At 37.3% G+C, this 24451-nt stretch carries 25 protein-coding genes and 2 riboswitches; of the genes, 9 read left to right on the forward strand and 16 right to left on the reverse strand.

The window, feature by feature from the left end:
- Positions 1-8 precede the first annotated feature (8 nt).
- From cobK to ACIQXW_RS09635, 4 genes are read right to left on the reverse strand one after another with little or no spacing between them, the layout of a single operon-like run.
- Positions 9-770, reverse strand: coding sequence for a precorrin-6A reductase (gene cobK / locus ACIQXW_RS09620; protein ID WP_340823953.1), 762 nt, complete (start codon positions 768-770; stop codon positions 9-11).
- Positions 767-1684: a sirohydrochlorin chelatase gene (locus tag ACIQXW_RS09625; RefSeq protein ID WP_402761529.1), complete on the reverse strand. Its 918-nt coding sequence runs from the start codon at positions 1682-1684 to the stop codon at positions 767-769. Before ACIQXW_RS09625 ends, cobK begins: the two co-directional genes overlap by 4 nt.
- 14 nt (positions 1685-1698) lie before the next feature.
- Positions 1699-3375: a precorrin-3B C(17)-methyltransferase gene (gene cobJ / locus ACIQXW_RS09630; protein ID WP_401017410.1), complete on the reverse strand. Its 1677-nt coding sequence runs from the start codon at positions 3373-3375 to the stop codon at positions 1699-1701.
- A 3-nt stretch (positions 3376-3378) separates the two neighbouring features.
- A complete protein-coding gene (locus ACIQXW_RS09635) occupies positions 3379-3750 on the reverse strand; it encodes a (2Fe-2S) ferredoxin domain-containing protein (protein WP_401010180.1) in 372 nt (123 codons plus the stop codon).
- A gap of 138 nt (positions 3751-3888) precedes the next feature.
- Positions 3889-4068: riboswitch (cobalamin riboswitch) on the reverse strand.
- A 256-nt stretch (positions 4069-4324) separates the two neighbouring features.
- Positions 4325-4508: riboswitch (cobalamin riboswitch) on the forward strand.
- 142 nt (positions 4509-4650) lie between these two features.
- Between ACIQXW_RS09635 and ACIQXW_RS09640 the strand changes: the two genes are divergently transcribed.
- The 5 genes from ACIQXW_RS09640 (at position 4651) to ACIQXW_RS09660 (ending at position 10933) form a co-directional block, all read left to right on the forward strand.
- Complete coding sequence (locus ACIQXW_RS09640; RefSeq protein ID WP_340823946.1) at positions 4651-5397, forward strand: energy-coupling factor ABC transporter permease; 747 nt, start codon at positions 4651-4653, stop codon at positions 5395-5397.
- A 1-nt stretch (position 5398) separates the two neighbouring features.
- Positions 5399-5671 carry an energy-coupling factor ABC transporter substrate-binding protein gene (locus tag ACIQXW_RS09645; protein ID WP_173478982.1) on the forward strand — a complete coding sequence of 91 codons (273 nt, stop codon included), beginning with the start codon at positions 5399-5401 and terminating at the stop codon, positions 5669-5671.
- Positions 5672-5674: 3 nt separating this feature from the next.
- Positions 5675-6448, forward strand: a complete 774-nt coding sequence (cbiQ, locus tag ACIQXW_RS09650) for a cobalt ECF transporter T component CbiQ (protein ID WP_402761533.1) — start codon at positions 5675-5677, stop codon at positions 6446-6448.
- A complete protein-coding gene (locus tag ACIQXW_RS09655; protein ID WP_340823942.1) occupies positions 6445-7281 on the forward strand; it encodes an energy-coupling factor ABC transporter ATP-binding protein in 837 nt (278 codons plus the stop codon). Before cbiQ ends, ACIQXW_RS09655 begins: the two co-directional genes overlap by 4 nt.
- Positions 7282-7411: 130 nt before the next feature.
- A complete protein-coding gene (locus tag ACIQXW_RS09660; protein ID WP_402761537.1) occupies positions 7412-10933 on the forward strand; it encodes a S8 family peptidase in 3522 nt (1173 codons plus the stop codon).
- 101 nt (positions 10934-11034) lie between these two features.
- Here ACIQXW_RS09660 and ACIQXW_RS09665 read toward each other — a convergent pair whose 3' ends face one another.
- From ACIQXW_RS09665 to ACIQXW_RS09680, 4 genes are all read right to left on the reverse strand, one after another.
- Positions 11035-11652, reverse strand: coding sequence for an NUDIX hydrolase (locus ACIQXW_RS09665; protein ID WP_402761540.1), 618 nt, complete (start codon positions 11650-11652; stop codon positions 11035-11037).
- The gene (locus tag ACIQXW_RS09670; RefSeq protein ID WP_402761543.1) at positions 11649-12293 is read right to left on the reverse strand and encodes an HAD family hydrolase; all 645 of its coding nucleotides are present in this window, start codon (positions 12291-12293) and stop codon (positions 11649-11651) included. Before ACIQXW_RS09670 ends, ACIQXW_RS09665 begins: the two co-directional genes overlap by 4 nt.
- Positions 12294-12532: 239 nt before the next feature.
- Entirely contained in the window at positions 12533-12973 is a 441-nt protein-coding gene (locus ACIQXW_RS09675) for a GNAT family N-acetyltransferase (protein ID WP_401017424.1), read from the reverse strand.
- A gap of 169 nt (positions 12974-13142) precedes the next feature.
- On the reverse strand, positions 13143-13388 hold the full coding sequence (locus ACIQXW_RS09680) for a YkuS family protein (RefSeq protein ID WP_401017425.1): 246 nt from the start codon (positions 13386-13388) through the stop codon (positions 13143-13145).
- Positions 13389-13601: 213 nt separating this feature from the next.
- On the opposite strand from ACIQXW_RS09680, the gene ACIQXW_RS09685 reads away from it, so the two are divergent.
- Positions 13602-14150: a GNAT family N-acetyltransferase gene (locus tag ACIQXW_RS09685; RefSeq protein WP_401017427.1), complete on the forward strand. Its 549-nt coding sequence runs from the start codon at positions 13602-13604 to the stop codon at positions 14148-14150.
- Between the two features lie 58 nt (positions 14151-14208).
- On the opposite strand, the gene ACIQXW_RS09690 is transcribed toward ACIQXW_RS09685, so the two are convergent.
- A complete protein-coding gene (locus tag ACIQXW_RS09690) occupies positions 14209-15447 on the reverse strand; it encodes a DNA polymerase IV (RefSeq protein ID WP_402762499.1) in 1239 nt (412 codons plus the stop codon).
- A gap of 38 nt (positions 15448-15485) precedes the next feature.
- A complete protein-coding gene (locus ACIQXW_RS09695) occupies positions 15486-16889 on the reverse strand; it encodes an aminotransferase-like domain-containing protein (RefSeq protein WP_340823931.1) in 1404 nt (467 codons plus the stop codon).
- A 128-nt stretch (positions 16890-17017) separates the two neighbouring features.
- Here ACIQXW_RS09695 and ACIQXW_RS09700 point away from each other — a divergent pair, with 128 nt between their 5' ends.
- Positions 17018-18181, forward strand: a complete 1164-nt coding sequence (locus ACIQXW_RS09700; protein WP_402761548.1) for an aminotransferase-like domain-containing protein — start codon at positions 17018-17020, stop codon at positions 18179-18181.
- Positions 18182-18217: 36 nt separating this feature from the next.
- On the opposite strand, the gene ACIQXW_RS09705 is transcribed toward ACIQXW_RS09700, so the two are convergent.
- Positions 18218-18778, reverse strand: coding sequence for a helix-turn-helix domain-containing protein (locus ACIQXW_RS09705; protein ID WP_402761551.1), 561 nt, complete (start codon positions 18776-18778; stop codon positions 18218-18220).
- Between the two features lie 114 nt (positions 18779-18892).
- Between ACIQXW_RS09705 and ACIQXW_RS09710 the strand changes: the two genes are divergently transcribed.
- On the forward strand, positions 18893-19486 hold the full coding sequence (locus tag ACIQXW_RS09710; protein WP_402761554.1) for a LysE family translocator: 594 nt from the start codon (positions 18893-18895) through the stop codon (positions 19484-19486).
- Positions 19487-19552: 66 nt separating this feature from the next.
- Here the strand turns inward: ACIQXW_RS09710 and ACIQXW_RS09715 are convergent, their stop codons facing one another.
- From ACIQXW_RS09715 to bioD, 5 genes are all read right to left on the reverse strand, one after another.
- Positions 19553-19675: a hypothetical protein gene (locus ACIQXW_RS09715; protein ID WP_340823925.1), complete on the reverse strand. Its 123-nt coding sequence runs from the start codon at positions 19673-19675 to the stop codon at positions 19553-19555.
- 366 nt (positions 19676-20041) lie between these two features.
- Complete coding sequence (gene bioB, locus ACIQXW_RS09720) at positions 20042-21037, reverse strand: biotin synthase BioB (protein WP_401017436.1); 996 nt, start codon at positions 21035-21037, stop codon at positions 20042-20044.
- Entirely contained in the window at positions 21034-21627 is a 594-nt protein-coding gene (locus ACIQXW_RS09725) for a biotin transporter BioY (protein ID WP_402761557.1), read from the reverse strand. Before ACIQXW_RS09725 ends, bioB begins: the two co-directional genes overlap by 4 nt.
- Complete coding sequence (bioA, locus tag ACIQXW_RS09730) at positions 21594-22997, reverse strand: adenosylmethionine--8-amino-7-oxononanoate transaminase (RefSeq protein ID WP_402761560.1); 1404 nt, start codon at positions 22995-22997, stop codon at positions 21594-21596. The genes ACIQXW_RS09725 and bioA overlap by 34 nt, the downstream gene beginning before the upstream one ends.
- A complete protein-coding gene (gene bioD / locus ACIQXW_RS09735) occupies positions 22978-23682 on the reverse strand; it encodes a dethiobiotin synthase (protein WP_402761563.1) in 705 nt (234 codons plus the stop codon). Before bioD ends, bioA begins: the two co-directional genes overlap by 20 nt.
- A gap of 235 nt (positions 23683-23917) precedes the next feature.
- Here bioD and ACIQXW_RS09740 point away from each other — a divergent pair, with 235 nt between their 5' ends.
- Positions 23918-24382, forward strand: a complete 465-nt coding sequence (locus ACIQXW_RS09740) for a hypothetical protein (protein WP_402761565.1) — start codon at positions 23918-23920, stop codon at positions 24380-24382.
- Positions 24383-24451: the final 69 nt, after the last annotated feature.

A 24451-nucleotide genomic window follows, 5' to 3' on the forward strand; every position in this document is an offset into this window, starting at 1 on the left:
TTTGCCTCCTAAAGTATGTGTTGTACAGCTTGTAGTACTTCCTCAAATGAGGAGTATTGTTGGCCATATTGAATATTTGGTCGTGCGATTAAAATCGTTTCAATACCACAGGCAAGTGCAGCGTCTAGCTTTTCATCGACTGAGCCGACTTTGCCACTTTCTTTTGTAATCATCAATGTAACATCGTATTGACGAAATAGTGCTTCGTTTAATTCTTTTGAAAAGGGACCTTGAATAGCAACAATATCTCTTTGCGCCACACCAAGTGCTTCACATTTTTCCATATTATCAAGGCGAGGAAGCATACGTGCAATAACACGTGTATTTTCTAAGCCTTGTAACACCTTTGTAAACGTTGCAAGTGTTTTACTGCCAGTCGTCAGCATAATCACGCCTCGTTTTACAGCTGCTAACTGTGCTGCTTCCTCATAATCTTTAACAACGGTAATAAGAGGGTGTTCGTAATGTTCATTTGCGCGTTCATAACGAATGTATGGAACACCAGCACTCTTTGCTGCTGCCATCGCATTTTTAGAAGCTTCCTCTGCAAATGGATGTGAGGCATCGACAACTAAGCGATACCCTTGTTCTGTAAGTATTGCTGCCATTTCCTCAGCAGTTAGTCTACCAACTAAATGTGGTAGACCTACCTCTGCAAGGCTTGTAGCAGCCGAATCAGTAACAACTGTAGCCGTAATCGCATAGCCCACTGACTGCAATTCAAGTGCTAGATTCCTTGCATCGCTCGTACCTGCTAACATGAAAATCATTTTACTAGCTCCTCGTCATGGTGATGATCGTGATGGTGATCATGCTCGTGGTCATGATGGTGGTCATGGTCGTGGTCGTGATCATGATGGTGATGATGATGCGCATGTCCATGTACCGCCGCATAAGCACGATAATTTTCTAAATCCTGCATACCTGTTGATGTACCATTCACAGCTTGTTCAATACGGTTTAACAACACATTTTGTAAACGATCATGGTAGCCAAAATAATTAGCAATCTGGATATCACAGTCAGGATAATGCTCATTAAATTGCTTGCACATGCCATTCATACGTTCCATTAAAATACCTGTGAATAAAAAGTACGGTAGCATAATAATTTTTTTAGCACCGAGCTTGACACAGCGTTCAATGCCTTCTTCAACGCGCGGATCTGTCACGCCCATAAATGCGCTTTCCACATACTGAACGTTTAGTTTTTCCCATAACAAACGTGTAATTTTATAAAAATCACCATTTGCCGCTGGGTCACTGCCACCACGTGCAATTAATAAAATAGCAGTATCTTTATGTTCTTCCTCAGTATTGAAGTCGATTTCTGCTAAGCGGTCTTCTAAAATAGCAAAAATTTCGTCATGAATACCGATTGTTTGTCCATACGTGAATGTAATATTTGGATAATGCTCACGTGCATGTTCGATTTCTGCTGGAATATGCATTTTTGAATGACCTGCATGAAGTAAAATAATCGGAATTACATGTACCTCTGTAGCACCCTTCTTCACACAATTCGTTATACCATCTTCAATGTTTGGCGAGGCAAACTCTAAAAAACATGTTTCTACTAAAAAGCTTTCATCGATACGTGGCGTCATTTGCTCTATAAACGTTCGTACCTCGTCATTTCCTGCTGCTAAACGGCTACCATGGCCAACAAATAAAATTGCTTTCATCTTTTATCTCCTCACTAGTCGCCGCACGGAGCTGGCTCTACTTTTATTTTTGACGACATATCTTGATACGTAAAATGCAATATTTTTTTCACCCGTTTGAAGTACTTAAATAAGCGTTCATTTGGATGTGCATTTGCCTTATATTCCTCAATAATGTCTGTAATAAGCGGAATAAGCTGTTCTGGCTCTAGTCCCTCTACAACCGGCTGTGCTGCATGTGCAGTACGCCCTACTGGTTTCGCACCGATAAAAACATCAAATTTACTTTTCCGGTAGACGATACCTATATCGTCAAATACTGCACGATAACACGCCATGCCACAGCCATTAAAACCAATGTTCAGTGTTTTAGGCAACGACAACCCACCAAGCTTTGCTTGAATCTCCTCTGCATATGGAATTGAATCTGCCTTCTCGCCATAACAGAAGTCACAAGCCTTTAATGACAGCACATCCCCAATTGGTGCGAGTAAAAAGCCTACTTCTCTTAACTTTTCAGTAATAATTTCTGGCTCTGTCGTTGGAATTTTTAAATGAATTTGATGGTCAGGTGTATATTCCATCGTGCCTTCATCTCCCACAACTTCAGCTAACGTCATCATTTGCTGTGGAGTGAAAAATTTATTTGCTACCCCAGGACTAACAGCAAGTTCAAAAATCGACTCCATTTTTTGCTGAACTAACTTCGTTGTAGCCTTTGTGACAGTTGTTCCTTTCACCATGGCTAGTGCAGTTGCTGCCATTTCTAGAGATGATTTTTCTTGTACCGATACAGGCGCAGGTGCTATCGCAATACTACTTTTCAGACGTCCTGCATTTGGATCTGCAGCAAAGTCATGACTTGCAGTACCTGTTTCTTGGTTCATTGCCCACGGCTCATTTTCTTCTCTTAAACGCTGGTGTGGACGTAAAGGCTGTTTTTCTTCTCCAAGTGTATATTTGCGCTGATAGCCACGCGGTGTAATCATTTTATTGTCATAAAAAAATGTCGATGAATTTCCAATAATAACTGTAGTTAACATGCCGATATCATGCTCGAGCATCTCTGCTAAAGTCGTCATCGTTATTTCCTGACGATCACGGTAGGCACTTTTCACAAGTCCTACAGGTGTATCCGGTGATCGATATTCTAGTAAAATCCGTTGGGCTTCTACAATTTGACGTGTACGGCGACCACTTTTTGGGTTATATAACGCAATGACAAAATCGGCCATCGCCGCAGCTTCCACACGCTTTGCAATTAAATTCCAAGGTGTTAAATGATCGCTTAAACTAATCGTGCAAGAATCATGCATAATCGGTGCGCCTAGCAAACTTGCACACGAATTAATAGCAGAAATTCCTGGCACAATTTCGACTTCAACACCTGTTGCTTCCGTCCACCCAAGCTCAATTAGTACTTCATATACAAGTCCAGCCATCCCATATACGCCTGAGTCACCACTCGAAATAACAGAAACGATATTTCCAGCCTCCGCTTGACGTACCGCTTCTTGTGCTCGTGACACTTCTTCTGTCATACCAGTACTAACAATCGACTTCGCACTTACTAAATCTTGAATGAGCTCAACATACGTTTTATAACCGATAATAAATTCACTTTGTTGTAATGCCTCTACAGCACGTGTCGTAATATGCTTGAAATCTCCAGGTCCAAAGCCTACAACAAAAATCTTTCCTTTTTGCGCCATTTTTTACCCCTCTTTCACCTTGTCGATGCCTTTAATGGCTGTTGTTTGTGGGGTACGTTGCAACGTACCTTCTGTCAGTGTAAAAACATGCTCGCTGTGTAAAGAATCATGGTTTAAATCTTGTACAAGTGTTCTACCATGCTCAACTGTTGGTACACGATACCAATTTCCCTGTGGGTACGCGATCACAACACAAGCATCTTTACATCTGCCATTACAACGCGTTCTTGTCGTATGTATTTCCTTATCGAGTGCTAATTTCTCTATTTCGTCTCGTATTGCGAGCGTAATTTCCTCAGCTTCTTTTTTCATGCAACTACTACCATTACAAATAAAAAGATGGGTTTTCATGCCCTCTAAATTCCAAGTTGTCATTGCTTTTCTCCCCTCATTCTACTTTTAGGAAAAAGAAAAAACCTTTACTCGATATCGAAGAGTAAAGGTTTTATAGAAGCCAAAATAAAAACGAATATACACGTATCCGCTCTCGCTTCACTTCTCCCTCCGAAAAGTTTGCATATCATCAACTAAGCAGGTTTCCTGACTTAAGCTTCCTCTTACTTTCGCGCCTTCCCAAGTTTTCAGTGGCATTGCGATTTCATCAGCTATTACAGTAGCGGGGGCTGTATCGGATTTACACCGATTTCCCTATTATCTCGAAGTATATCGAGCACTTAATGATGGATTTATATTTAAATTTTGAAATGAAATGTTAATAAAACGAATATAAAACTGTTTCTATCATAGCCTATCATTTTTATACTTTTCAACATTTCTTTTTTATTTATTAGATTTTTATTAAAATTTCAACAAATATTTCATTAAAATTGATAGATTTTCTCTGACATTTATCTGAATTTTCTAGATTGTTATTTTATAAAAAATTTTTTACAAAAAAAAAGGATAGCTTATGATTGGAAAAACATGTTACACTTCATCGTGAAAACTCACAACTTCATCTTTTTTCGGTGCGAAGTGTATACATTTCGCTTAAAAGGGAAGCCGGTTCAAGTCCGGCGCGGTCCCGCCACTGTACTAGGGAATTTTATAGAAAATGTCACTGTCCATAGGACGGGAAGGCCTATAAAATGTTGAACTAAAGCCAGGAGACCTGCCGAGAAAATCGTGATCGTTTCAACCTACGAGGATAGGTGTGCGGCTTGGCAAATGACAGTTCTATTTGCTTTTTCAGCTATGCACTTTTTCCGAAACGGAGAAGTGCTTTTTTTTATTGCGCACGCTACATTCGAAAATTACTGTTGAGGAGGAAAGGTTTTGAAATTTTCTTTTTGGAAACTTAGTTATTTCTTAGTGGCTCTTTTACTAGTACCAAAACGAGCGTTTGCCATGCATATCATGGAAGGATTTTTGCCGATTGAATGGGCGATTTTTTGGTGGGTTATTTCGATTCCATTTATTATTTTAGGATTACGTTCTATTCGTAAAACAATTGACGAAAATCCTGAAACGAAAATGATATTAGGCTTATCAGGTGCATTCGCATTCGTCTTATCGGCACTGAAAATTCCATCAGTAACAGGAAGTTGCTCACATCCTACTGGTGTTGGCCTTGGTACAGTTCTTTTCGGACCATTAGCCATGAGTGTGATTGGAACAATCGTTTTATTATTCCAATCATTACTTTTAGCACATGGTGGTATTACCACTTTAGGTGCAAATGCTTTCTCTATGGCGATTGTAGGACCAATTATTGCGTATTATGTCTTTAAAGGTTCTCAAAAAATCGGTCTATCATTCTCTATTGCTGTCTTTTTTGCAGCGATGCTTGGGGACTTAGGTACATATGTTGTCACTTCAGTTCAATTAGCATTGGCTTTCCCTTCTGAAGTAGGAGGCTTTATGGCTTCATTCACAAAATTTGCAGGTATTTTTGCTTTAACACAAATCCCTCTAGCAATTAGTGAAGGAATTTTAACAGTTATCGTTATGAATTTCTTAAAAAAATACAATGTGAGCGAATTAAAGGCACTACGTGTTTTCTCAGCAAAGGAGGCACATTAGGATGAAGAAAAATTTACTGCTACTAGCTGTCGTTGTACTTTTAGCAATCATCCCTCTTTTCGTACAAAAAGGTGCAGAATTCGGTGGTGCAGACGGAGAAGCTGAAGCTGCAATCGGTGAAATTAATGCAGAATATGAACCATGGTTTGAAAGCTTATGGGAGCCACCAAGTGGTGAAATTGAAAGCTTATTATTCGTATTACAGGCTGCGATTGGTGCTGGCTTTATTGGCTATTTCGTAGGCTATATGCGCGGCAAGCATAAGGAAGGTTAAACGATGTTACTCATTGATAAGTATGCTTATATGAATAAACTAGCGTCCGTTCATCCGTTAGAAAAAATGACGTTTTCCTTGGGGTTACTGCTATTGTCGCTTATCGTGAGAGATGAACTTATTTCACTCATTACATTTATTGTAATGAGTGCTTTTATCATTTTAGGCGCAAAAATCCCTTTCCAATACTATGCGAAATTACTGCTGTTACCAGGATTTTTTCTGCTATCCAGTTTACTATCTATTTTGATTTCAATTGCACCAAATTCAAGTAACCTCCCAGCACATTTCTGGGCATTTTCTCTTAGTAATTGGACTTTTTTCATCGGAAATGAAAGCTTGATCACAGCACAGCAGCTATTGTTCTCTGTATTAGGCAGTATTAGCTGTTTATACTTTTTAATTTTAACGACATCGGTCCAATCTATTTGTCACGTCTTACGTCAATGGCGTCTTCCTGCTTTATTTGTAGAATTAGTAGAGCTAACGTATCGATTTATTTTCATCTTTTTAAATAGCATGCAAAAAATTCATCTTGCTCAACAATCACGCCTTGGCTATCAATCACCTATGCAATGGCTACGGTCGATTTCCATGCTTATTGCAGCATTGTTTGCGGAAATGTTTCAACGTAGTCGTGAACTAAATAATGCGATGCTAGCACGTGGTGGCGAATCTGTTTATTGGCAAGACAGTGTATGTTATAGCAAGAAAAACTGGTTTAGAATTGTTTTTATATTTTTATTCCTCGTAATATATGGAGGTTTTTTCTCATGACAGAGCTTTATTTTGATCTTAAACATTTATCATATGCCTATGCAGACGGTACCGAGGCACTTACAGATATTTCATTGCAAATTCCAAAGGGGAAAAAAATCGCCCTACTAGGTCATAATGGTGCTGGCAAATCAACACTATTTCAGCATCTAAATGGAATTTTAAAACCGACCGATGGCAGCATTACGTTTTGCAACGAAGCGCTTAGCTATTCTAGAAAAGCATTATCCGCATTACGTCAGCAAGTCGGCATCGTATTCCAAGATGCTGACAATCAACTTTTTTCAGGTACAGTAAAGCAAGATATCGCTTTCGGGCCATTAAATCTTGGCTGGTCTCATGAAAAAATCGAGGAAAAAATCGCCTGGGCAGTAGCACAAACAGAGGTTGAGTCATTACTTGATAAGCCCATACATTTTTTAAGCGTCGGACAGAAAAAACGTGTTGCCATGGCAGGTGTGCTGGCAATGGAACCTTCTGTATTACTATTAGATGAACCGACTGCTGGACTAGACAATTATTATGCTGCACAACTTTTACATTACTTAGCTAAATTAGAAAATGGGGAACGAACTTTTTTATTGGCGACCCATGATATCGCTTTGGCTTATGAATGGGCGGATCAAATAATTGTTATGGAGGCTGGGAAAGTCATTTACAATGGGGACCCGGTCGAATTGTTCTATCAAGAGAAGTTACTTGAACTAGCCCATCTTGAACGACCTTGGGTTTTTGAAATAACCCTCGCCTTACAAAACAAAAAGCTATTTGACGTTGGCATGCCTATGCCTCGATCAAAAGAAGACTTACAAACACTTATCGAGCAGCTCTAAATTGTTTGGGTGCCAGGCACTCAAACAATTTTAAAACAATTGAAAAAAATTTATTGAGATATGAAACTTTTCTATTTTCCATCCGTTATAAATAGTGAAATGTCATATTTTACTGAAGGAGGAAAAACAATTGAAAAACTGGGTGATGAAATCAATCGCTGTCGTAGCATGTTCTGCACTAATGGTTCCTGCTGCTTCTGCCTTTGCCGAAGCACCACAGAACCCAGAATTGGTGACAAGTATGCTCGCTAGCAACAAAAGGCAAGCATTAAAGCAGTTCAACGATCAAACAGGAGGAAACGAATGGATTAGTGCCGATACTATTATCGTCAAACATTCGGGTCTTGCGAAGACCGTACATAGTAAAATTGGTTCAAAAGTAATTCGATCGATTCCTTCATTAGGTTACGAAGTAATCCAACTAAAAAAAGGCATAACATTAACAGAGGCTGTTTCGTATTATGCCAAGCAAAACGGAGTCAAAAGTGTATCTCCAAGCTACAAGTACCAATCCTTTAATAATGCAGTCGATCCAAAGAAAAAGGATATGTATCATATAAATCTACTGCAAATTGATAAGGCTTTATCATTAGCAGGAAATCATGAGGTCAAAGTAGCAGTTATCGATTCTGGTGTAGATTATAAACATCCAGATTTGAAGTCTCAAGTGCTTCCACCTTATAATGCAGCAACGCCTGCCAATACCTCATTTTCTGATCCACACGGGACGCATGTAGCAGGCATTATTGCAGCTACTAAAGATAATGGGCTTGGTGGACATGGTATTTATCCATCAGCAAAGATTCTTCCAATAGATGTCTTTAACGGCAAACAAACTGCAAATGATTTCGTTATTGCACAAGGTATACTTTACGCTATTGAACAAAACGCTGACGTTATTAATATGAGTCTCGGTGGCTACGGAGAATCTCCACTAATGCAGGAAGCCGTTAAAAAAGCAATCGATAAAGGCATTACGATTGTAGCTGCTGCAGGTAATGATTCAACAGATCAATACTCCTTCCCCGCTTCTTTCGAAGGTGTCATTAGCGTTGGTTCTACAAATGAACGCAATAGACTATCAAGCTATTCCAACTATGGACCATCAGTGGACTTAGTTGCGCCAGGAGAAGATATTTATAGTACCGTTTATGATCGAAAAAAGGGGTCATCCTTCACAGCATTTAGCGGGACTTCTATGGCATCTCCTGTAGTTGCGGGTGTAGCAGCCCTACTAAAATCAAAATATCCCACTTTAAAGCCTCATGAAATAGAGGCAATACTCGAAATGACCGCAAAGGATTTAGGTGAAAGAGGCTACGACCTAACCTATGGACATGGCCTCGTCGACCCATTAAAAGCAATGCACTTCGATTTAAACAACCTACCAGAGCGCTATTCTGAAACAAAAGAAGAGCGTCTAACCAATGCCAAAGTGCTTAATAAAAATAGTCTGAATACCGAAAAAGGCGAATTCAAGCTACCAGATGAAAAGAAATGGTATAAAATTGAATTAGATGCAGGGGAATATGTTCAACTATCATTAAAAGGTGCTAGCAACTATGACTATGCATTTGACTTGTACTTCTACCCTACAGGTCAAAAAGATGAGTCTGAAACTATCAATGTCAATGATGTTCGCGCAGGAAAACAAGAAGGCTACCTTTATAAAGCAGAGCAAGCAGGAACGCTTCTTATTGGCGTTAAGGATCATAATGGTGGCTATAGCTTAAAAGGTGCATCAAACTATATTTTCACAGCGCAAACGACAAATGAATTACCGATCGATTCATTAGCAATGGATAGTGCACATAAAATTCAACAGTTCCCATTTAGTACGGCAGGAGAAAATTATACGTTACTCTCAGACGATCAACAAGGTGACCAAGATTACTTTACATTTTCAGTAACGCAACCATCAACATTGAAATTTGATTTATCTGGTCTACCTGGTGTTACAGCATCAATGGAAATCTATTTAAAAAGTGATTTGGATAACATATCAACAGAACAAATAGATGAAGACGAATGGAATGAAAATGCACCTTACCCATTACAAGCATCTTCAAGCTCAGCAAAAGGTGAAAGTGTAAGTATCGTTTTCGATGCAATCCCTGATGAAGAGTATGTACTAAGTGTATCCAATGACAACAGTGGCGCATTGTCAATCGATATGCTCTTTAATGGCGGTATTGATAACGAGGAAAAAGCGAACATGAATGAATCAATTATTCCTTACACGTTAAAAGGAGAAATTGTTCATCTTCCTGAAGATGAAGACGGACTTCCATTGGATGAGCCAATGCTTGAAGACGATGTACAAAATAGTGATGGCGCACCAGCTCCAAATAAAGCAAAAAAACGTGAACGAGGAAAAAATTTTTTAAATCTTCTTTCAGGTCCCGATTTTGAGGAAAATGGTTTAGATGCGGATCTCATTATGACGAATGCGATTCCTTTTAATATCGGTGAAGATCAAAAAGCATACTTCCAAACTGAATATGATGAAGATTATTTCGTATTTACTGCTCCAGAAGATGCGATTTATGGTTTCCAAATTAAAAAAGGAAATAATCAAGAGCCAACTGGCACTATATTTGAATTTGATGAGGAAACAAATGAATTGCTTCCACTTTCTTCATTAGCGAATGATTCGGGGCTGATTGGTCTACTTTACGGAGTAACAATTGATGAAGACGATCCAAAAACAATTGCTCTGAAAAAAGATAAAACTTATGTTATCAAAATTGTTAATTTTGGTGGCCGTTCCATCGAACCATATTCACTTACATCAAGAAAAATGGCAGCTATACCTGAAGACAAAAACAATGAAATTAATACAGACATCACTGCTCAAACGATTGAACCAGGTATCGATTATCAAAATCATCTCCTCTATAATGATGATAAAGATTACTACTACTATAAACATCGGGGCGAGGATACAGTGTTGAGTCTTCTGTTATCTTCCGTTCCATATACAAATGAACAACTCAATCAAATACCAAAGGAACTACAATTTGACTTGAAATTTTCTGGTTCAATTATTGAGGATACAAACGGCAATATGCAAATCGACTACGATGAACTAGCGAAAGAAATACCGTTTGGACAAGGTGAAAACTTATTTGAAATATTTCTTGGTCTCTCAGGTACTTCAGAGGTCAACACATCTTTCCTAACGAAAAGAAATCGCGGTTACTTTATTACTCTTAACGCCACGGACTTTGGGCTCTTATCGCTCCAACCATACACATTATCTGTATTTAATCATAAAAATGTTGATGAAGATGCAGATTCCACATTAGTGCATGGTGTGCCAACAAAACCAACTATGCTAACGAAAAACGGCGATAAATATACGGCTAATCAATATTTAAATGCTAGTGTGCCATTTGGCGATAAAGACTATTTCGAATTCTACAATGACCGCAAACGCGATGTGTTATTCTCCTTACAAACTGAAAAAGGTTTAGATGGTGTAATTCGTATTATTGATGCCAATGGAAAAACGGTTGAAACATTAGATCTTTACGGTTCCAAAGATACTGAAGTAGGTTCCGTTGAACTAGATAAAGGAACATATTATATAGAGGTTAGTGAAGTAAACGGCAAAGCTAGTACACAACCATATACGCTCGAAGTACAGTAACTAGCTGCTAAAGTAAAAAAAGGACGAAAGGCATCGAGTTGAACTTCTCGATGTCTTTTGTCTTTATGCCCAATACCTTTATTCAAAAAATAGCTTTCATCTCAATCAAATAATGTTTTCTTTTCTGGTGTCCGTAAAAATTCAAAGAGAAGATCTATTTGTGCCATAGTATTTCTATTAGTAGAAAGCGGCGGTAAATTGTGTTGCGAAAAAAAGTGAACGTTATTCGTTTCAATACCTATCGTAGCTTCCCCTCCAATAATCTCACACAAAATAAATATCTTATAGTAATGATATGGTTCAGGAGGGTGCTGGTGTTTATTTTTGTCCAATAACGCAAGAAGTCTTACTGGCATTACATCATAACCAGACTCTTCTTTAATTTCCTTTACTACATTCTCTGAAGGAGATAATCCAATATCACAAAACCCTCCTGGTAATGCCCATTTATTATCAATATTCTCTTTTACCATTAATATTTGATTATTTTTAAAAACGACACCACGAACATCCACTTTCGGCGTTTGATAACCTGTTTCATTCGTAAATAAGTCCTTAATTTTCGTCATGTCAAGTTCAGTGTATTGTGCCATAATCTCTGCACTAATGTTACGTAATTCCTCATAACGCTCGATATCATACATATCCTTAGAAAAAGTTAAGCCCGCTTGAGATAATGCTTGTATTTTTTTTGCCCATTCCAACCATTGGTAACTCATAAAATCCCTACTTTTAAGGACTGCTTGAATTCTGTGACACTTTTTATGATTGAATTTGGTTGTTCGTTGAACTCTTCTGTTTGGTATTCGGGTAACCATTGTACGCCAATCGTATAGACATTCGCTTGCAAACCTGCCACGATATCAGCATCACTATCTCCAATATAAACCGCCTCAAAATTTTCAACCTCTAAAAGAGATAATGCTTTTACTAAACCCTCTGGATTAGGTTTAGGTTTTAATACATCATCACCAGTTATGATGACATCAAACAGCCCTTCCATATCTAATGCTTTTAGAGAGATATCCAAGCTTCTTTTTGCCTTTCCCGTGAAAATTCCTATTTTTATATTTGCCTCTTTCAAAGAGGTCAATAATTCACGAATTTCAGGATTAACTTCTACCAAACTTTTATGTAATTCGGCATATTGAGCATAGTAATATTCGATAGCTTCTTCCTTATTAGGATTTGAGAGATTATTTATAATAATACCTGTTTCAGAAGGACCAAACATTTCCTTAATCTCATTTGCAGTAAGATCCTTATTATCATAGTCTTTAAATACTTTTTGAAAAGCATAATAACAAATTGGTAAAGTATTCGCCAATGTTCCATCAAAATCAAATACGATAGCTTTCATATATTGCTCCTTTTAGTTTATATAAATTAGTGATTCCAACGGACATTGTATAAATTGTTGGAATCCCTCTAGATTTTATTATGATTGTCTGCCCTCCTTTAAAGTTATTAATATATATATTTTACAAATGTTTCTAAAACCCTTTTAATTATTTGTGACTTACGTCTTGAAACCTATTACTCTATCGTAAATACAATACAAAAAAGCATCTTCATCCAAAATGGATGAGATGCTTATTCTTAATTAAAATACTTAACATAATTACAATATTGATCTTGTTTCATATTAAGATTTTCATATAACTTTCGTGCATGAACATTATCTGTAGCCGTTTGAAGCGTAACATACCGTGCATCTTGTTGCTCACAATATTGAAACACCTTCTCCATCAATGCTTTGCCCACCCCTTGGCCTCTAGCATCGTCCGTTACATATATATCATTTAATATATATGCACGCTGTAATGCAATAGATGAAAAAGTTGGATATAATTGTGCGAAGCCAATCGTTTTCCCATTTACTACAGCAATAAAAATAATGGATTCTTTTAAAGCCATTCGTAATTGGATAAATGCTTTAGCACTACTTCTATCTGATTCAAGTCCATAAAACTGGCGGTATTCATCAAATAGCACTGTTACTTCTTCTAATTCATCCATAGTCGCGTGAAGTATTTCCATTTCCTTCTCTCCCCTTATGTCTACCCATGATTGTTAAAAATATGTAGCTAGTGATAATTATAAAGGAAATGCTGTTATAAAGATATTATGAATAGTACTTCAAAAATGAAATTAAAAGGCGCCGCTCTGAAGTCACTTCAGACTTCAAAAACAGCACCCTTTGCCATATTTAGTGGAAATAATGATCTACACGTTGTATTACTTCATCAGCAGAAAGCCCAGCTGCATCGATAACAGGTCCTGCCATTATAGGATCGCTAATTCCCATAACATCTCTGTCTTGCCCTGTTATTACGCAAGCATCGCATTTTTTTGCATCCTCTTCATTACGAAGCTGAATCACTTCATAACCTTTTGCTTTTAAAGCATTTTCAACATTTGATAATGATTGTTCGACACCGATAATTTTAGACATTTTTCTTCCACCTCCTATATGTTAATGTGCCATATAGGTTTGCTAATTATTCACTTATTTTATTTTTTGTTATGAACAAAAATGTTAATTGTTTTAACAATCATTTTCTAGTAAAAAACAAAATTAATTTTCCTTAATTATACAAAATAACCATTATACGTGTTATACTACTTTTTCATAGCATTAAATAACTGGAAGAATAGGAGGAATAACATGATTTATAGTAAAACTGAAAAAACACTAGAAACAGATCGTCTACTGCTACGTCTTTTTAAAGAAACGGATGCGCAAGAAGTCAGTAATTATTGTAACAATTACAATATATACAAAAGCACGTTGAATTTACCTTATCCATATTCATTAGATTGTGCTCTTACATGGATTGCAAATCATGAAAAGCACTATGACTTAGATAAAATGTATGAATTTGCGATTACAGACAAACAAAGTGGTCAGTTATATGGGGCAATCGGTATTTCGAATCATCAACAATACAAAAATGGCGAAATCGCCTATTGGATTGGTGAGGAGCATTGGGGCAATGGCTATGCAACGGAAGCAGCCAAGGCACTAATCGACTTTGTGTTTACAGAGAAAAACTACCATCGTGTTTACGCTCGCTATTTTAAATCAAATCCCGCTTCTGGAAAGATTATGGAGAAATGTGGTATGCAATATGAAGGTACGCTTAAAGACCACATTTATAAAAATGACTCATTTGAAGATATTGTTTTTTACGGAATTATTAATCCGATGAAATAAAAGGCGCAGATGGGGGTTTACGTTGAACGTAATGCCCCTTTTGGTCTTAGGTCCACCCCTATTCGTGATCGTCTAAAAAATCTTTACTAAAGCTTGTTTGTGATTGATAAGAAGATCGTTTACCTATATCAACACCTCGTTTAATGATGCCTTTCCCAAAGCGCCCTTCAATCTCATCCACTACCTTTAATATAGGCTCGTCTTTTACATGCTCTTCAAAATTGAAAATAGACAACTGTTGACTATAATCTTTTCGATCAACTACATTCGAAACAGTAACACCGAGTAACCGAACAGGCGACTCGTCCCAATGTTTATCAAAGAGCGCACAGGCAATCTCAAAAATATCTTCAAAGCGATAAATTACATTCTTCATCGACTTTGAGCGTGTATGATTGTGCCAATCAGCACCACGTATTTGTATACTAACTGTGGAACCTGCTAGACGTTTCGCATCGAGTCGTTCTGCTACTTTTTGGCACAGCCCATCGATTGTTTTATGCAGTAGTCGAATATCGGTTACATCTTGCGGTAATGTCGTAGAATTGCCGACACTTTTTGTATCATAAATGGCATTTGGGTCAACTTCTCTTGTATCGATTCCATTTGCTCTTGCACGCAGTCTAACCCCATTCTTACCTAAAATATGCTTGATTTTATGTTCCTCAACCATAGCCAAATTGCCGATTGTAAAAATACCTTGGTCATTTAACTTTTTGGCTGTACTTTCACCAATACCATGCATTTTGACTACTTCAAGTGGCCAAAGCACTTGTTCAATATCCCGTAGCCTTAACACTGTGATACCCATCGGTTTTTTCATATCTGATGCTGTTTTGGCTAAAAACTTATTAGGGGCAACACCAATAGAGCAAGGTAAATCCAACTCTGTTAATAATCGAGTTTGTATTTCCTGGGCAATTTGAAGTGCATGGCGTTCCTTACTTAATAGTGTAACATCCATATAGCCTTCATCAATTGATACTGGCTCCACCAGTTCTGTATAGCTTCTTAAAATAGCAAACATCGCTTTAGAAGCCTCACGATATTTTTGAAAATCTGGTGGTAGCAACAACAGATCTGGACATTTTCGTTTCGCTTCATGTACCGTCATTGTCGTATAAACGCCAAGCGCCCTCGCCTCATATGAACATGTCACTAATATTCCCCGACGCTCCTTTGGGTTGCCTGCAATTGCAATCGGTTTCCCTTTTAAACTAGGGTCATGCGCCTGCTCAACAGATGCATAAAAACTATTCATATCAACATGAAAAATAATCCGTCCTTTATGTTCCATCATTTCACCACACATACCATTATTATGTACTTTCTATTTTAATCTATAAATGTATAGTCACCATCACTTTCGAGCAATTCCTTTAACACCGTTAAGGCTTGCTCTAGCTGCATGCTATTTTCCGGCGCAGTAATCGCCAATCGGACTGCATTTACAGGTTTTGTATTGCCTACCGCAAAACGCTCTGCAGCATACACTTGTACGCCCGCTTTCGATGCAAGTAATTCAAACTGCACACCAGTAAATTTTTCAGGCAATATAAGCCACCTAAAAATGCATTCATCATTGCCTAAAATGTTGTATTCACCTAAATATTGATTAACTAGTGCATTTTGCTGTTTAGCATATAATCGGTGTTTCTCTAAGATTGTTTGTGCAACACCATCTTGAATCAATCTAGCAGTAAGTTCTACCATGACTGGTGATACAGATATATTAATATTATATAATGTTTCAATAATTTTCTTTCTTAAAGCACTAGGCGTCACAACAAAAGAGAGCCTTAATCCAGGTGAAATCGTTTTGGACACACTTGCAATATAAACTACCTTTTCTGGTGCATAAAATGCGATAGGTGCAAGTGGCTGTTCCTGTATAAAACTATAAATCGCATCCTCAATAACGATTAAATCTTTTTGCCTTGCCACTTCTGCAATCATTTTCCTCGTGTCGATTGACATTGTATGGGTAGTTGGATTATGAAAATCAGGAATAACATAAAGTCCTTTTATATGTTCATTTTTGCAAGCATATAAGAGTCCTTCTTTAGTCATCTCTCCATCTTTTTGCTGAATAGCCACTAGCTGTATACCAAGCATATTGGCCGCCGTTTTTATCCCAGCATATGTAATCGGATCTGTTCCAATACGATCTCCTGGATGAAACAATGCTGCTAGTGTACCAACAATTGCATTTTGTCCCCCTGCCCCAAACAATATCGGCTGATCTGTTTGAAAGCCGACTTTTTCCAAAAGCTTTGCTGCAGCTTCTGTTTGCCAAGCATTCGCCTCGGGTCGCCCATATTGAAATAACTTACTAAAATTAGAATCATTCAGCATTTTTTTCATATAGCGCGTTATTTCCTCATTGGCGTAAGTTGCAGGCAATACTGAGCCCAACTCAATCATATGAGCAGAATGACTTGTAGGTAATAAAATTTTATTCGTGGCGGCATCAGAAGAAACAAATGTACCGCTCCCTATTGAAGCATAAATTAGACCCTTCTGTCCGCAAAGCTTAAACGCACGAGTAATGGTGCTTAAATTTACATCTAAAAAATCAGCAAGCTCTCGTTGTGGTGGCAACTTTGTACCTGGCAATAAAATGCCTTCTTTAATATCCTGTTCAAGCTGCTCAGCAATTGCAATATATATCGGCCCTGTAATATTGCGGATATTCGGCTTCCAGCTCATTGGGTATTCCTCAAATGAATTGAATGGCATTTTTCAAGCCCCTTTCTTTCGGATTTGCATACAATATTTTAATTGTCTTGCATACAATCATAATATTGTATGCAAATGATTACAATGATATAATTTTTAAAAAATCAGAAAAAAGGACCGATAAAATTATGCAATATTCTGAAAGAATCTTAAACACACCATCTTCATTCATCCGTAATATTTTGAAAGTAACGGATGCCGACGATGTCATTTCCTTTGCTGGAGGGCTTCCAAACCCAATCTCCTTCCCAATCGATGCATTAAAAGCTTCTGTAGATCATGCCATTAGTGAAAATGGCAGTCGATTATTCCAATATTCATCTACACAAGGATATGCGCCTCTACGTGAATATATCGCTGCAAAATATCGCCGTGTTCACGGGCTAGATATCCATGAGGATGATATATTAATAACAACTGGTTCACAGCAAGCACTTGAACTCATTGGGAAAGTACTTATTAATAAAGGTGATGGCATTGTGATTGAGGAGCCAGGCTATTTAGGTGCTATTCAAGCCTTCACATTAAGTGAGCCTACTTTTTATGGTGTAACACTTGAAAACGATGGTCTTAACTTAGAAGAGTTAGAGAAAGCTATACAGCAGCCTAACGTTAAATTCATCTATACTGTTCCAAATTTCCAAAATCCAACGGGACTAACGTATTCAAAGGAAAAACGTCAACAAATTTATGACATCATTTCTAAATATGACGTAGCACTAATTGAAGATGATCCGTACGGAGAATTACGCTTCCAAGGTGAGCCATTACCTTATATCGGTGCCGGAAAACTCGAAAATAGTATTTTACTAGGTTCTTTCTCTAAAACAGTTACACCAGGTATGCGCCTTGGCTTTGTCATTACAAAAAACAAAGAGTTAATGAAACATATTGAAACAGCAAAGCAAGCGACTGATTTACACACAAATATTTTCTCTCAATATGTCATTTATGATTATTTAGCGAATAATGACTATACGGAACACGTGAAAAAAATTGTTTCTTTATATAAAAATCAATCTGATGCAATGCTAGACGCGATGCAAGAATTCTTCCCTGCACATGTTGAATACACAAAACCAGATGGTGGGATGTTCATCTGGGCTACTATGAATAACGGAGCTTCCGCATTAGACGTTTTCAATAAAGCAATGGAACAAAAAGTCGCTTTCGTTCCTGGTGACCCATTTTATACATCTAAAACAGGCGTAAACACAATGCGCCTAAACTATACAAATGCAACACCTGAAATTATCCGTGAAGGGATTAAACGTTTAGGCAGCATTTTATAAAAACAAAAAGAACCGTATAAGCGCTTATACGGTTCTTTATTTTTCATTAGGGTAATAGATTGTCATACTTAACTTAGTTAATGTATCACCGGTATTACTATAGAAGTGAGGACGGTCAGCTTTAAATCGGATAGAATCGCCATTTTTTAATCTATACTCGTTGTCGTTAACCCGAATCATTAATTCGCCTTCAAAAACGGTAATAAACTCTTCTGTTCCTTCTTTATGAGCCTCAGCGCTTAATTTCCCATCTTTATCAATTTCAATCATATAAATTTCAAATCGACTATCTTCTTGAAATGGAAAATTCGGATATACTCTATATTTTCCATTATCCTCTGACAATACTTGAATATCCTTTTTTAAAACGACTTCAGTATCCGTCTGCGGTTGATGGATTAGGGAAGTAAAAGATACTTTTAGCCCATTTGCAATTTTCCATATTGTTGTAAGCGTCGGACTGGACTCTCCTCTTTCAATTTGTCCAATCATTGTTTTACTAACACCGCATAGCTGAGAAACTTTTTCTAAGCTTAATTTTTCTTTTTCTCGAATTGCTTTTAAATTTCTTGCAAAAATAAGATGAATTTCCTCCATTACAATCACCTCTTATCGTATGTACAATATAACGTACATTTTGTATAATAAAAAGAACGACGTTATACTGTTTATTTCAGACATTATAACATACAAAATACAAGGAGGACTAAAATGCCTTACATATCTTTTTTAGTATTCGTTGTCATTACTAGCTTTACACCAGGTCCGAACAACATTATGGCAATGGCATTTGCCAATCAATATGGATTGGGAAAAACGATTCAGTTTTGTCTAGGTGTTGGAATTGGTTTTTGCACAATAACTGCATTAAGCTGTTTTTTTAATATTGCCCTCATCAGCGTCATGCCCATAATAACCGTCCCATTAACCATTTTAGGGGTGGGCTATATGTTATATTTAGCTTTTAAAATATTAACCTCTAAAGAAAATGACGAAAATAGTCACCATACTAAAGACAATAGTCGAAGCTTTTTGCTACTCGGTGTCTTCTTGCAATTTGTAAATCCGAAAGGTATTTTATTTGGCATCACAGTCGTTGCAACCTATATTCTTCCATATTATTCATCGTTTACGAGCTACATTTTTTTCGCCCTATTTTTAGGATTTGTTGGCATTACAAGTACATTTAGTTGGGCACTATTCGGTTCAGTTTTTCGCAAAGTGCTCATTAAATATCGTCAGCCATTTAATATTTTAATGGCTCTTTTATTACTTTATAGTGCCTTTTCAATACTCATACACTAATAAAAATAAAGAAACCTCATCGTACGTTATTACGTACAACGAGGTTTCTTTAAACTACTTAAAGTATTATTTTGTATATGTTAAAACGGCATTCTTCTTAAATTTCGCTAACGCTGCTGTTGCCTCGTTTTTGTTTGTATATTCGAAAATACGAATATTTTTATTCTCAAATACTGTTACAACCCACATTCTAACCGCTCCTTTCAATTTTATTTTTGTAATATAACAATCACCAAAAATGTGATAAAAAGAACTAACTGTATTATAACAACTTCTTGCTAATTCCTATTGTACTCTCTTTTTTTAAAAAATAAAGCTTTATGTGAAGCCCTTCACAAACTGTTCAATTTCAAAACGCTTTCATTGAACAATTTGTGAAAATCTTCATATTTTAGGTATAAATTATGAACCGTTTACTTGCCTACGATAGCTTTAGCCTGAGCATAACTGGCTACTAGAAAAACCGTCTGTACGCCTTTTCCACGATGTACAGACAGTCTTCCAATTTCAATCATCATTTAGTAGTAGTAGATTTTATTTTATAAGGATGATGAATTAACAAAACACTTCTTCTTGCTTTTGTGTAAGTTCTATTTCAAAGCCTAAATCTTCGAGCATGCGATAATCACTATTCACTTCCTGCCCTGCAGTCGTTAAATAATCCCCGACAAAGATACTATTTGCTGCATACATTCCGAATGGCTGAAGAAAACCTAAATTTACTTCGCGCCCTCCAGAAATGCGAATTTCCTTCGTTGGATTTATATAACGGAATAACGCTAAAACTTTTAAACAATAGCGAGGATTTAACTCCTGTGTTCCTTCTAGCTTCGTCCCATCAATCGCATGTAGGAAGTTTACCGGAATCGAATCTGCATCCAATTGGTGCAGGGCACGAGCAATCTCCACGACATCCTCTTTTGTTTCCTTCATCCCAATAATGGCCCCTGAACATGGAGAAATACCATGTTTTTTCACAACCTCAACCGTATTTACACGATCTTCATACGTGTGTGTAGTCGTAATATAAGAATGATGGCGTGCAGATGTATTTAAATTATGATTGTAGCGATCCACACCTGCTTCTTTTAGTTGTTGTGCCTGCTCTTCTTTCAGTAATCCAAGACATGCACAAACTTTTAAGCCGTATTGCGCTTTAATTTCTTCAACTGCTTCACTCACTACATTGACATCTTTACGAGTCGGTCCACGTCCGCTTGCTACAATGCAGTAGGTTCCTATTTTATTTTCAAACGCGCGTTTTGCCCCTGCTAATATTTCCTCTTTCGTAATGAATGGATATTTGTCAATAGGGGCTGTCGACTTAGATGACTGCGAGCAATACCCACAATCTTCTGGACAATAGCCACTCTTTGCATTCATGATCATATTTAACTTTACTTTTTTACCGTAATAATGCTTACGAATGGCAAAGGCACCGTCCATTAGCTTTAAAATGTCATCGTCATCACTATTTAAAATGGCAAGCGCCTCGTCATTACTAATAATTTTGCCCGCAATCACTTCATCTGCTAACTGTAACCAATTCATTGAACATTCTCCTTTTCAACTCGCACAAGTTTTAAAGCTCTAGCGGAACGAAATACTTTATATAATCGTTCTGCTAAAAAGGCAGAGGCAATCGCTAGGCAAAAGTCTGCAACAATACTATTAAGAAAACCTACTAAGAAAACATGAGACCAGCTTGATTTCATGTTTAACCATACATTCAATGCCATATATAAATAAGGCACAGCTACTGCATAAATAATGATAAGCCCTACAATATTTGCACCGATGAAGTGTTTTTTCGATGGCACCTCTACTCGATTAATTAGAAAACCAATCACTAATGCTGCAAGTGCGAAGCCTATTAAGTAACCAAAAGTCGGTTGCAATACATATGTAATGCCTCCTCCTTGGGTAAAAACTGGCATGCCTGCTAACCCAATTCCTATGTAAACGAGCTGACTTAGAAATCCATTGCGACCACCAAGTAAGCAACCTGCCAAAAAAACAAAAACAATTTGTAATGTAAACGGCACTACAGGAAGTGGTATTTTAATAAATGCCCCAACAGCTGTTAAAGCAGCAAACATCGCTATCATTACAAGTGAGAGCGTTGATTGTCGTTGAAACATGCATGATTCCCCCGTTCTTCAAAAAATTGAACAATTGTTTCTTTTGTTGTTTGAATCATAAATCGCATTTCTTCGTCCGTTATAATATAAGGTGGCATAAAGTACAAAACATTCCCTAGTGGACGAATAAGTAATCCTTTTTTTAATGCTCTTTTATATATTTGATAGCCGATACGCTCCTCACTCGGTAATGGCTCTTTCATTTCGCGATTCGCCACTAGCTCTATTGCCCCGACAAAGCCTACTTGCCGATATTCGCCAACAAAAGGCAAATCACTAAAAGCCTCTACTGCTAGCTTACGCATGCGTTCACTTTTGTCTTGCACAATGTCTATGTAATGCTCTTCTTCAAACATCGACAATACTTCTAGTGCAACGCGGCAAGCAAGAGTATTCCCCGTATAACTATGCGAATGTAAAAATGCTTTCATCGTCGCATAATCATCATAAAATGCTTGATATACTTCATTTGTTGTTAACACGACCGAAAGCGGTAAATAACCACCTGTTAAGCCCTTTGACAAGCACATAAAATCTGGCGAAATTTCAGCTTGTTCGCAAGCAAAGAGAGTACCTGTTCGACCGAAGCCAACCGCAATTTCATCTGCTATTAGATGGACATCGTATGTTGTACATAACTCCCGTAAACGCTGTAAATAAATAACTGGATACATTTTCATGCCTGCCGCTGCTTGAATAAGTGGCTCAATTATGACCGCTGTAATTTCCTTATGATGCGTAATTAGCTCTTCTTCAACGAATTGAATACATTGGGCATCACAACTTTGCGAATTTTTATTGAAAGGGCAACGAAAACAATCTGGCCCCTGTGCTCGCACTGTATCCAATAATAGTGGTTGATACATCTCATTATAAAGATCGACACCACCGACTGATAAAGCGCCAAGTGTTTCGCCGTGATAAGCATCTGTTAATGCTAGAAATCGTTTTTTCGTCGTTTTTCCTATTTGCATATGATACTGAAAACTCATTTTTAATGCGATTTCTATAGCGGATGAGCCATTATCTGCAAAAAATACTTTTTGCAAACTATGTGGTGTTAAAGCTACTAATTTTTGCGCGAGCTTAATCGCTGGAACATGTGAGAAATTTGCAAAGATTACATGCTCCAAAGTAAATGCTTGCTCACTTAAAGCTTGACTAATACGTGGATTGGCGTGTCCAAATAAATTTACCCACCAGGAGGAAACAGCATCTAAATAGCGATGATTCTTTTCGTCGTACAACCATACACCTTGCCCTTTTTTAATAACAATTGGTGGGAAGTCCTCATAATCCTTCATTTGTGAGCATGGATGCCATACATGTTGCAAATCGGTTTCTTGTAACTCAGTTAATACTTGTTTCATGTTTTGACAGCCTTTCAAACAATGATGTATCCGTAATAGCTAAGTCCATAATGTGCGATATATGTTTCAGCTTCGGTAAAGTCGCAAATGGTAATGGGTGATGCCTTAAAATCGTTTTAATATTGTCTTGCTCCATACCACTACCCGTGTCACCGTTAAATACAATGCCAAGAACTTCAATTTTACGTTTACTTAATGCTTCTAACGTCAAAAGTGTGTGATTTATTGTACCAAGTGTTGTGCGAGTAACAACGACTACTGGTAATTTACTTTGAACAATAACATCCAAAAGTGTCGTTTCGCCATATGAATCTAACGGTACAAAAAGCCCTCCTGCCCCTTCACAAATAACAACATCCCATTTTTGCTGTAATTGCTGCATTTGACTTAATAATCGCTGTGTATTTATTTGTTGCCCCTCCAGCTGAGCCGCAAAATGTGGTGATGCCGCTTCTTTGAACGAATAGCCATTTAAATTTTCTCGGTCGAGCAATTGTAAAGAATATTTTTCATACATAGCCGTATCGTAGTAATAGGATTGCTCACCGTCATGTACTTCACCAGTTTGTACCGGCTTATAAGGCGTCACGTGTAAGCCCTGTTTTTGCAAATTTCGCATAAATAATGTGGTAACAAATGTTTTACCAACATCCGTATCTGTGCCAACAACCCAAAAATGTTGCATCTTAACCTCCCCCTCTTTTGTGTTAACCAACTACAAACATTAAGTTAACACATCTATTTTCATTTTGTAAATGCTCTTTTTTGTTTTTTTATGAAAATTCATGCTTTGCTTATATCAGTTAAGGAGCGTTCTAATAGCGATTTGATTGAGTTTATTAGCGATTCGTCAATTACTCAAAAATTTAAAAGGATTTTAATACTATTCTGTAGTATTAAACAACACAGGGGGTGGCAAAATGTTTGGATTATTTAAAGAATCTGAAAAAATCATGGAACCATATGAACAAGTGAGCAGTATTTTAAATTCATTGCTTACTTATGAAACAAGGGATTTACCGCTGCGTTATGAATTTTGGTACCGCTTGGCCATACGTCAGGAAGAATATCGAACATTACAAGCTGAGCATCGTGCAAAAATCTCGATGCATACGGCAGTAGGTCGTTTTCATCAAGTCCAATATGAGTCGACAAAACAAAAGTGTGCTAAGCTCGAACGACTAGCGGATATTTATAAGATTTTTTGTATCGAAGAAGAACGACTAGCATTAAATCATCGCCTACATTTTCACAAGGAAACAATTGCTGAAATTTATGGGCACGTACAAAATAAAGAGCTATATACATATAATGATTTAGTACAGCAACAATTTTGGGAGGCTGTTAGCGAGGACATACTAAAAGCAATTGCCCATCTAAATTAACACTAGATGGGCAATTTACTCATGTATTACATTGAAACATATGGTAAATTTAATTAAATACAACTGTAT

Origin of the sequence: Lysinibacillus sp. NPDC097162 (assembly GCF_044762185.1) — a bacterium.
Taxonomy (GTDB): Bacteria; Bacillota; Bacilli; order Bacillales_A; family Planococcaceae; genus Lysinibacillus.

What these genes read in the sequence shown, in the direction of transcription:
- cobK (WP_340823953.1), bottom strand. Translation starts at nt 770, where the DNA reads ATGATTTTCATGTTAGCAGGTACGAGCGATGCAAGGAATCTAGCACTT.
- ACIQXW_RS09625 (WP_402761529.1), bottom strand. Translation starts at nt 1,684, where the DNA reads ATGAAAGCAATTTTATTTGTTGGCCATGGTAGCCGTTTAGCAGCAGGA.
- cobJ (WP_401017410.1), bottom strand. Translation starts at nt 3,375, where the DNA reads ATGGCGCAAAAAGGAAAGATTTTTGTTGTAGGCTTTGGACCTGGAGAT.
- ACIQXW_RS09635 (WP_401010180.1), bottom strand. Translation starts at nt 3,750, where the DNA reads ATGACAACTTGGAATTTAGAGGGCATGAAAACCCATCTTTTTATTTGT.
- ACIQXW_RS09645 (WP_173478982.1), top strand. Translation starts at nt 5,399, where the DNA reads ATGAAGAAAAATTTACTGCTACTAGCTGTCGTTGTACTTTTAGCAATC.
- cbiQ (WP_402761533.1), top strand. Translation starts at nt 5,675, where the DNA reads ATGTTACTCATTGATAAGTATGCTTATATGAATAAACTAGCGTCCGTT.
- ACIQXW_RS09655 (WP_340823942.1), top strand. Translation starts at nt 6,445, where the DNA reads ATGACAGAGCTTTATTTTGATCTTAAACATTTATCATATGCCTATGCA.
- ACIQXW_RS09665 (WP_402761540.1), bottom strand. Translation starts at nt 11,652, where the DNA reads ATGAGTTACCAATGGTTGGAATGGGCAAAAAAAATACAAGCATTATCT.
- ACIQXW_RS09670 (WP_402761543.1), bottom strand. Translation starts at nt 12,293, where the DNA reads ATGAAAGCTATCGTATTTGATTTTGATGGAACATTGGCGAATACTTTA.
- ACIQXW_RS09675 (WP_401017424.1), bottom strand. Translation starts at nt 12,973, where the DNA reads ATGGAAATACTTCACGCGACTATGGATGAATTAGAAGAAGTAACAGTG.
- ACIQXW_RS09680 (WP_401017425.1), bottom strand. Translation starts at nt 13,388, where the DNA reads ATGTCTAAAATTATCGGTGTCGAACAATCATTATCAAATGTTGAAAAT.
- ACIQXW_RS09685 (WP_401017427.1), top strand. Translation starts at nt 13,602, where the DNA reads ATGATTTATAGTAAAACTGAAAAAACACTAGAAACAGATCGTCTACTG.
- ACIQXW_RS09690 (WP_402762499.1), bottom strand. Translation starts at nt 15,447, where the DNA reads ATGGAACATAAAGGACGGATTATTTTTCATGTTGATATGAATAGTTTT.
- ACIQXW_RS09695 (WP_340823931.1), bottom strand. Translation starts at nt 16,889, where the DNA reads ATGCCATTCAATTCATTTGAGGAATACCCAATGAGCTGGAAGCCGAAT.
- ACIQXW_RS09700 (WP_402761548.1), top strand. Translation starts at nt 17,018, where the DNA reads ATGCAATATTCTGAAAGAATCTTAAACACACCATCTTCATTCATCCGT.
- ACIQXW_RS09705 (WP_402761551.1), bottom strand. Translation starts at nt 18,778, where the DNA reads ATGGAGGAAATTCATCTTATTTTTGCAAGAAATTTAAAAGCAATTCGA.
- ACIQXW_RS09710 (WP_402761554.1), top strand. Translation starts at nt 18,893, where the DNA reads ATGCCTTACATATCTTTTTTAGTATTCGTTGTCATTACTAGCTTTACA.
- ACIQXW_RS09715 (WP_340823925.1), bottom strand. Translation starts at nt 19,675, where the DNA reads ATGTGGGTTGTAACAGTATTTGAGAATAAAAATATTCGTATTTTCGAA.
- bioB (WP_401017436.1), bottom strand. Translation starts at nt 21,037, where the DNA reads ATGAATTGGTTACAGTTAGCAGATGAAGTGATTGCGGGCAAAATTATT.
- ACIQXW_RS09725 (WP_402761557.1), bottom strand. Translation starts at nt 21,627, where the DNA reads ATGTTTCAACGACAATCAACGCTCTCACTTGTAATGATAGCGATGTTT.
- bioA (WP_402761560.1), bottom strand. Translation starts at nt 22,997, where the DNA reads ATGAAACAAGTATTAACTGAGTTACAAGAAACCGATTTGCAACATGTA.
- bioD (WP_402761563.1), bottom strand. Translation starts at nt 23,682, where the DNA reads ATGCAACATTTTTGGGTTGTTGGCACAGATACGGATGTTGGTAAAACA.
- ACIQXW_RS09740 (WP_402761565.1), top strand. Translation starts at nt 23,918, where the DNA reads ATGTTTGGATTATTTAAAGAATCTGAAAAAATCATGGAACCATATGAA.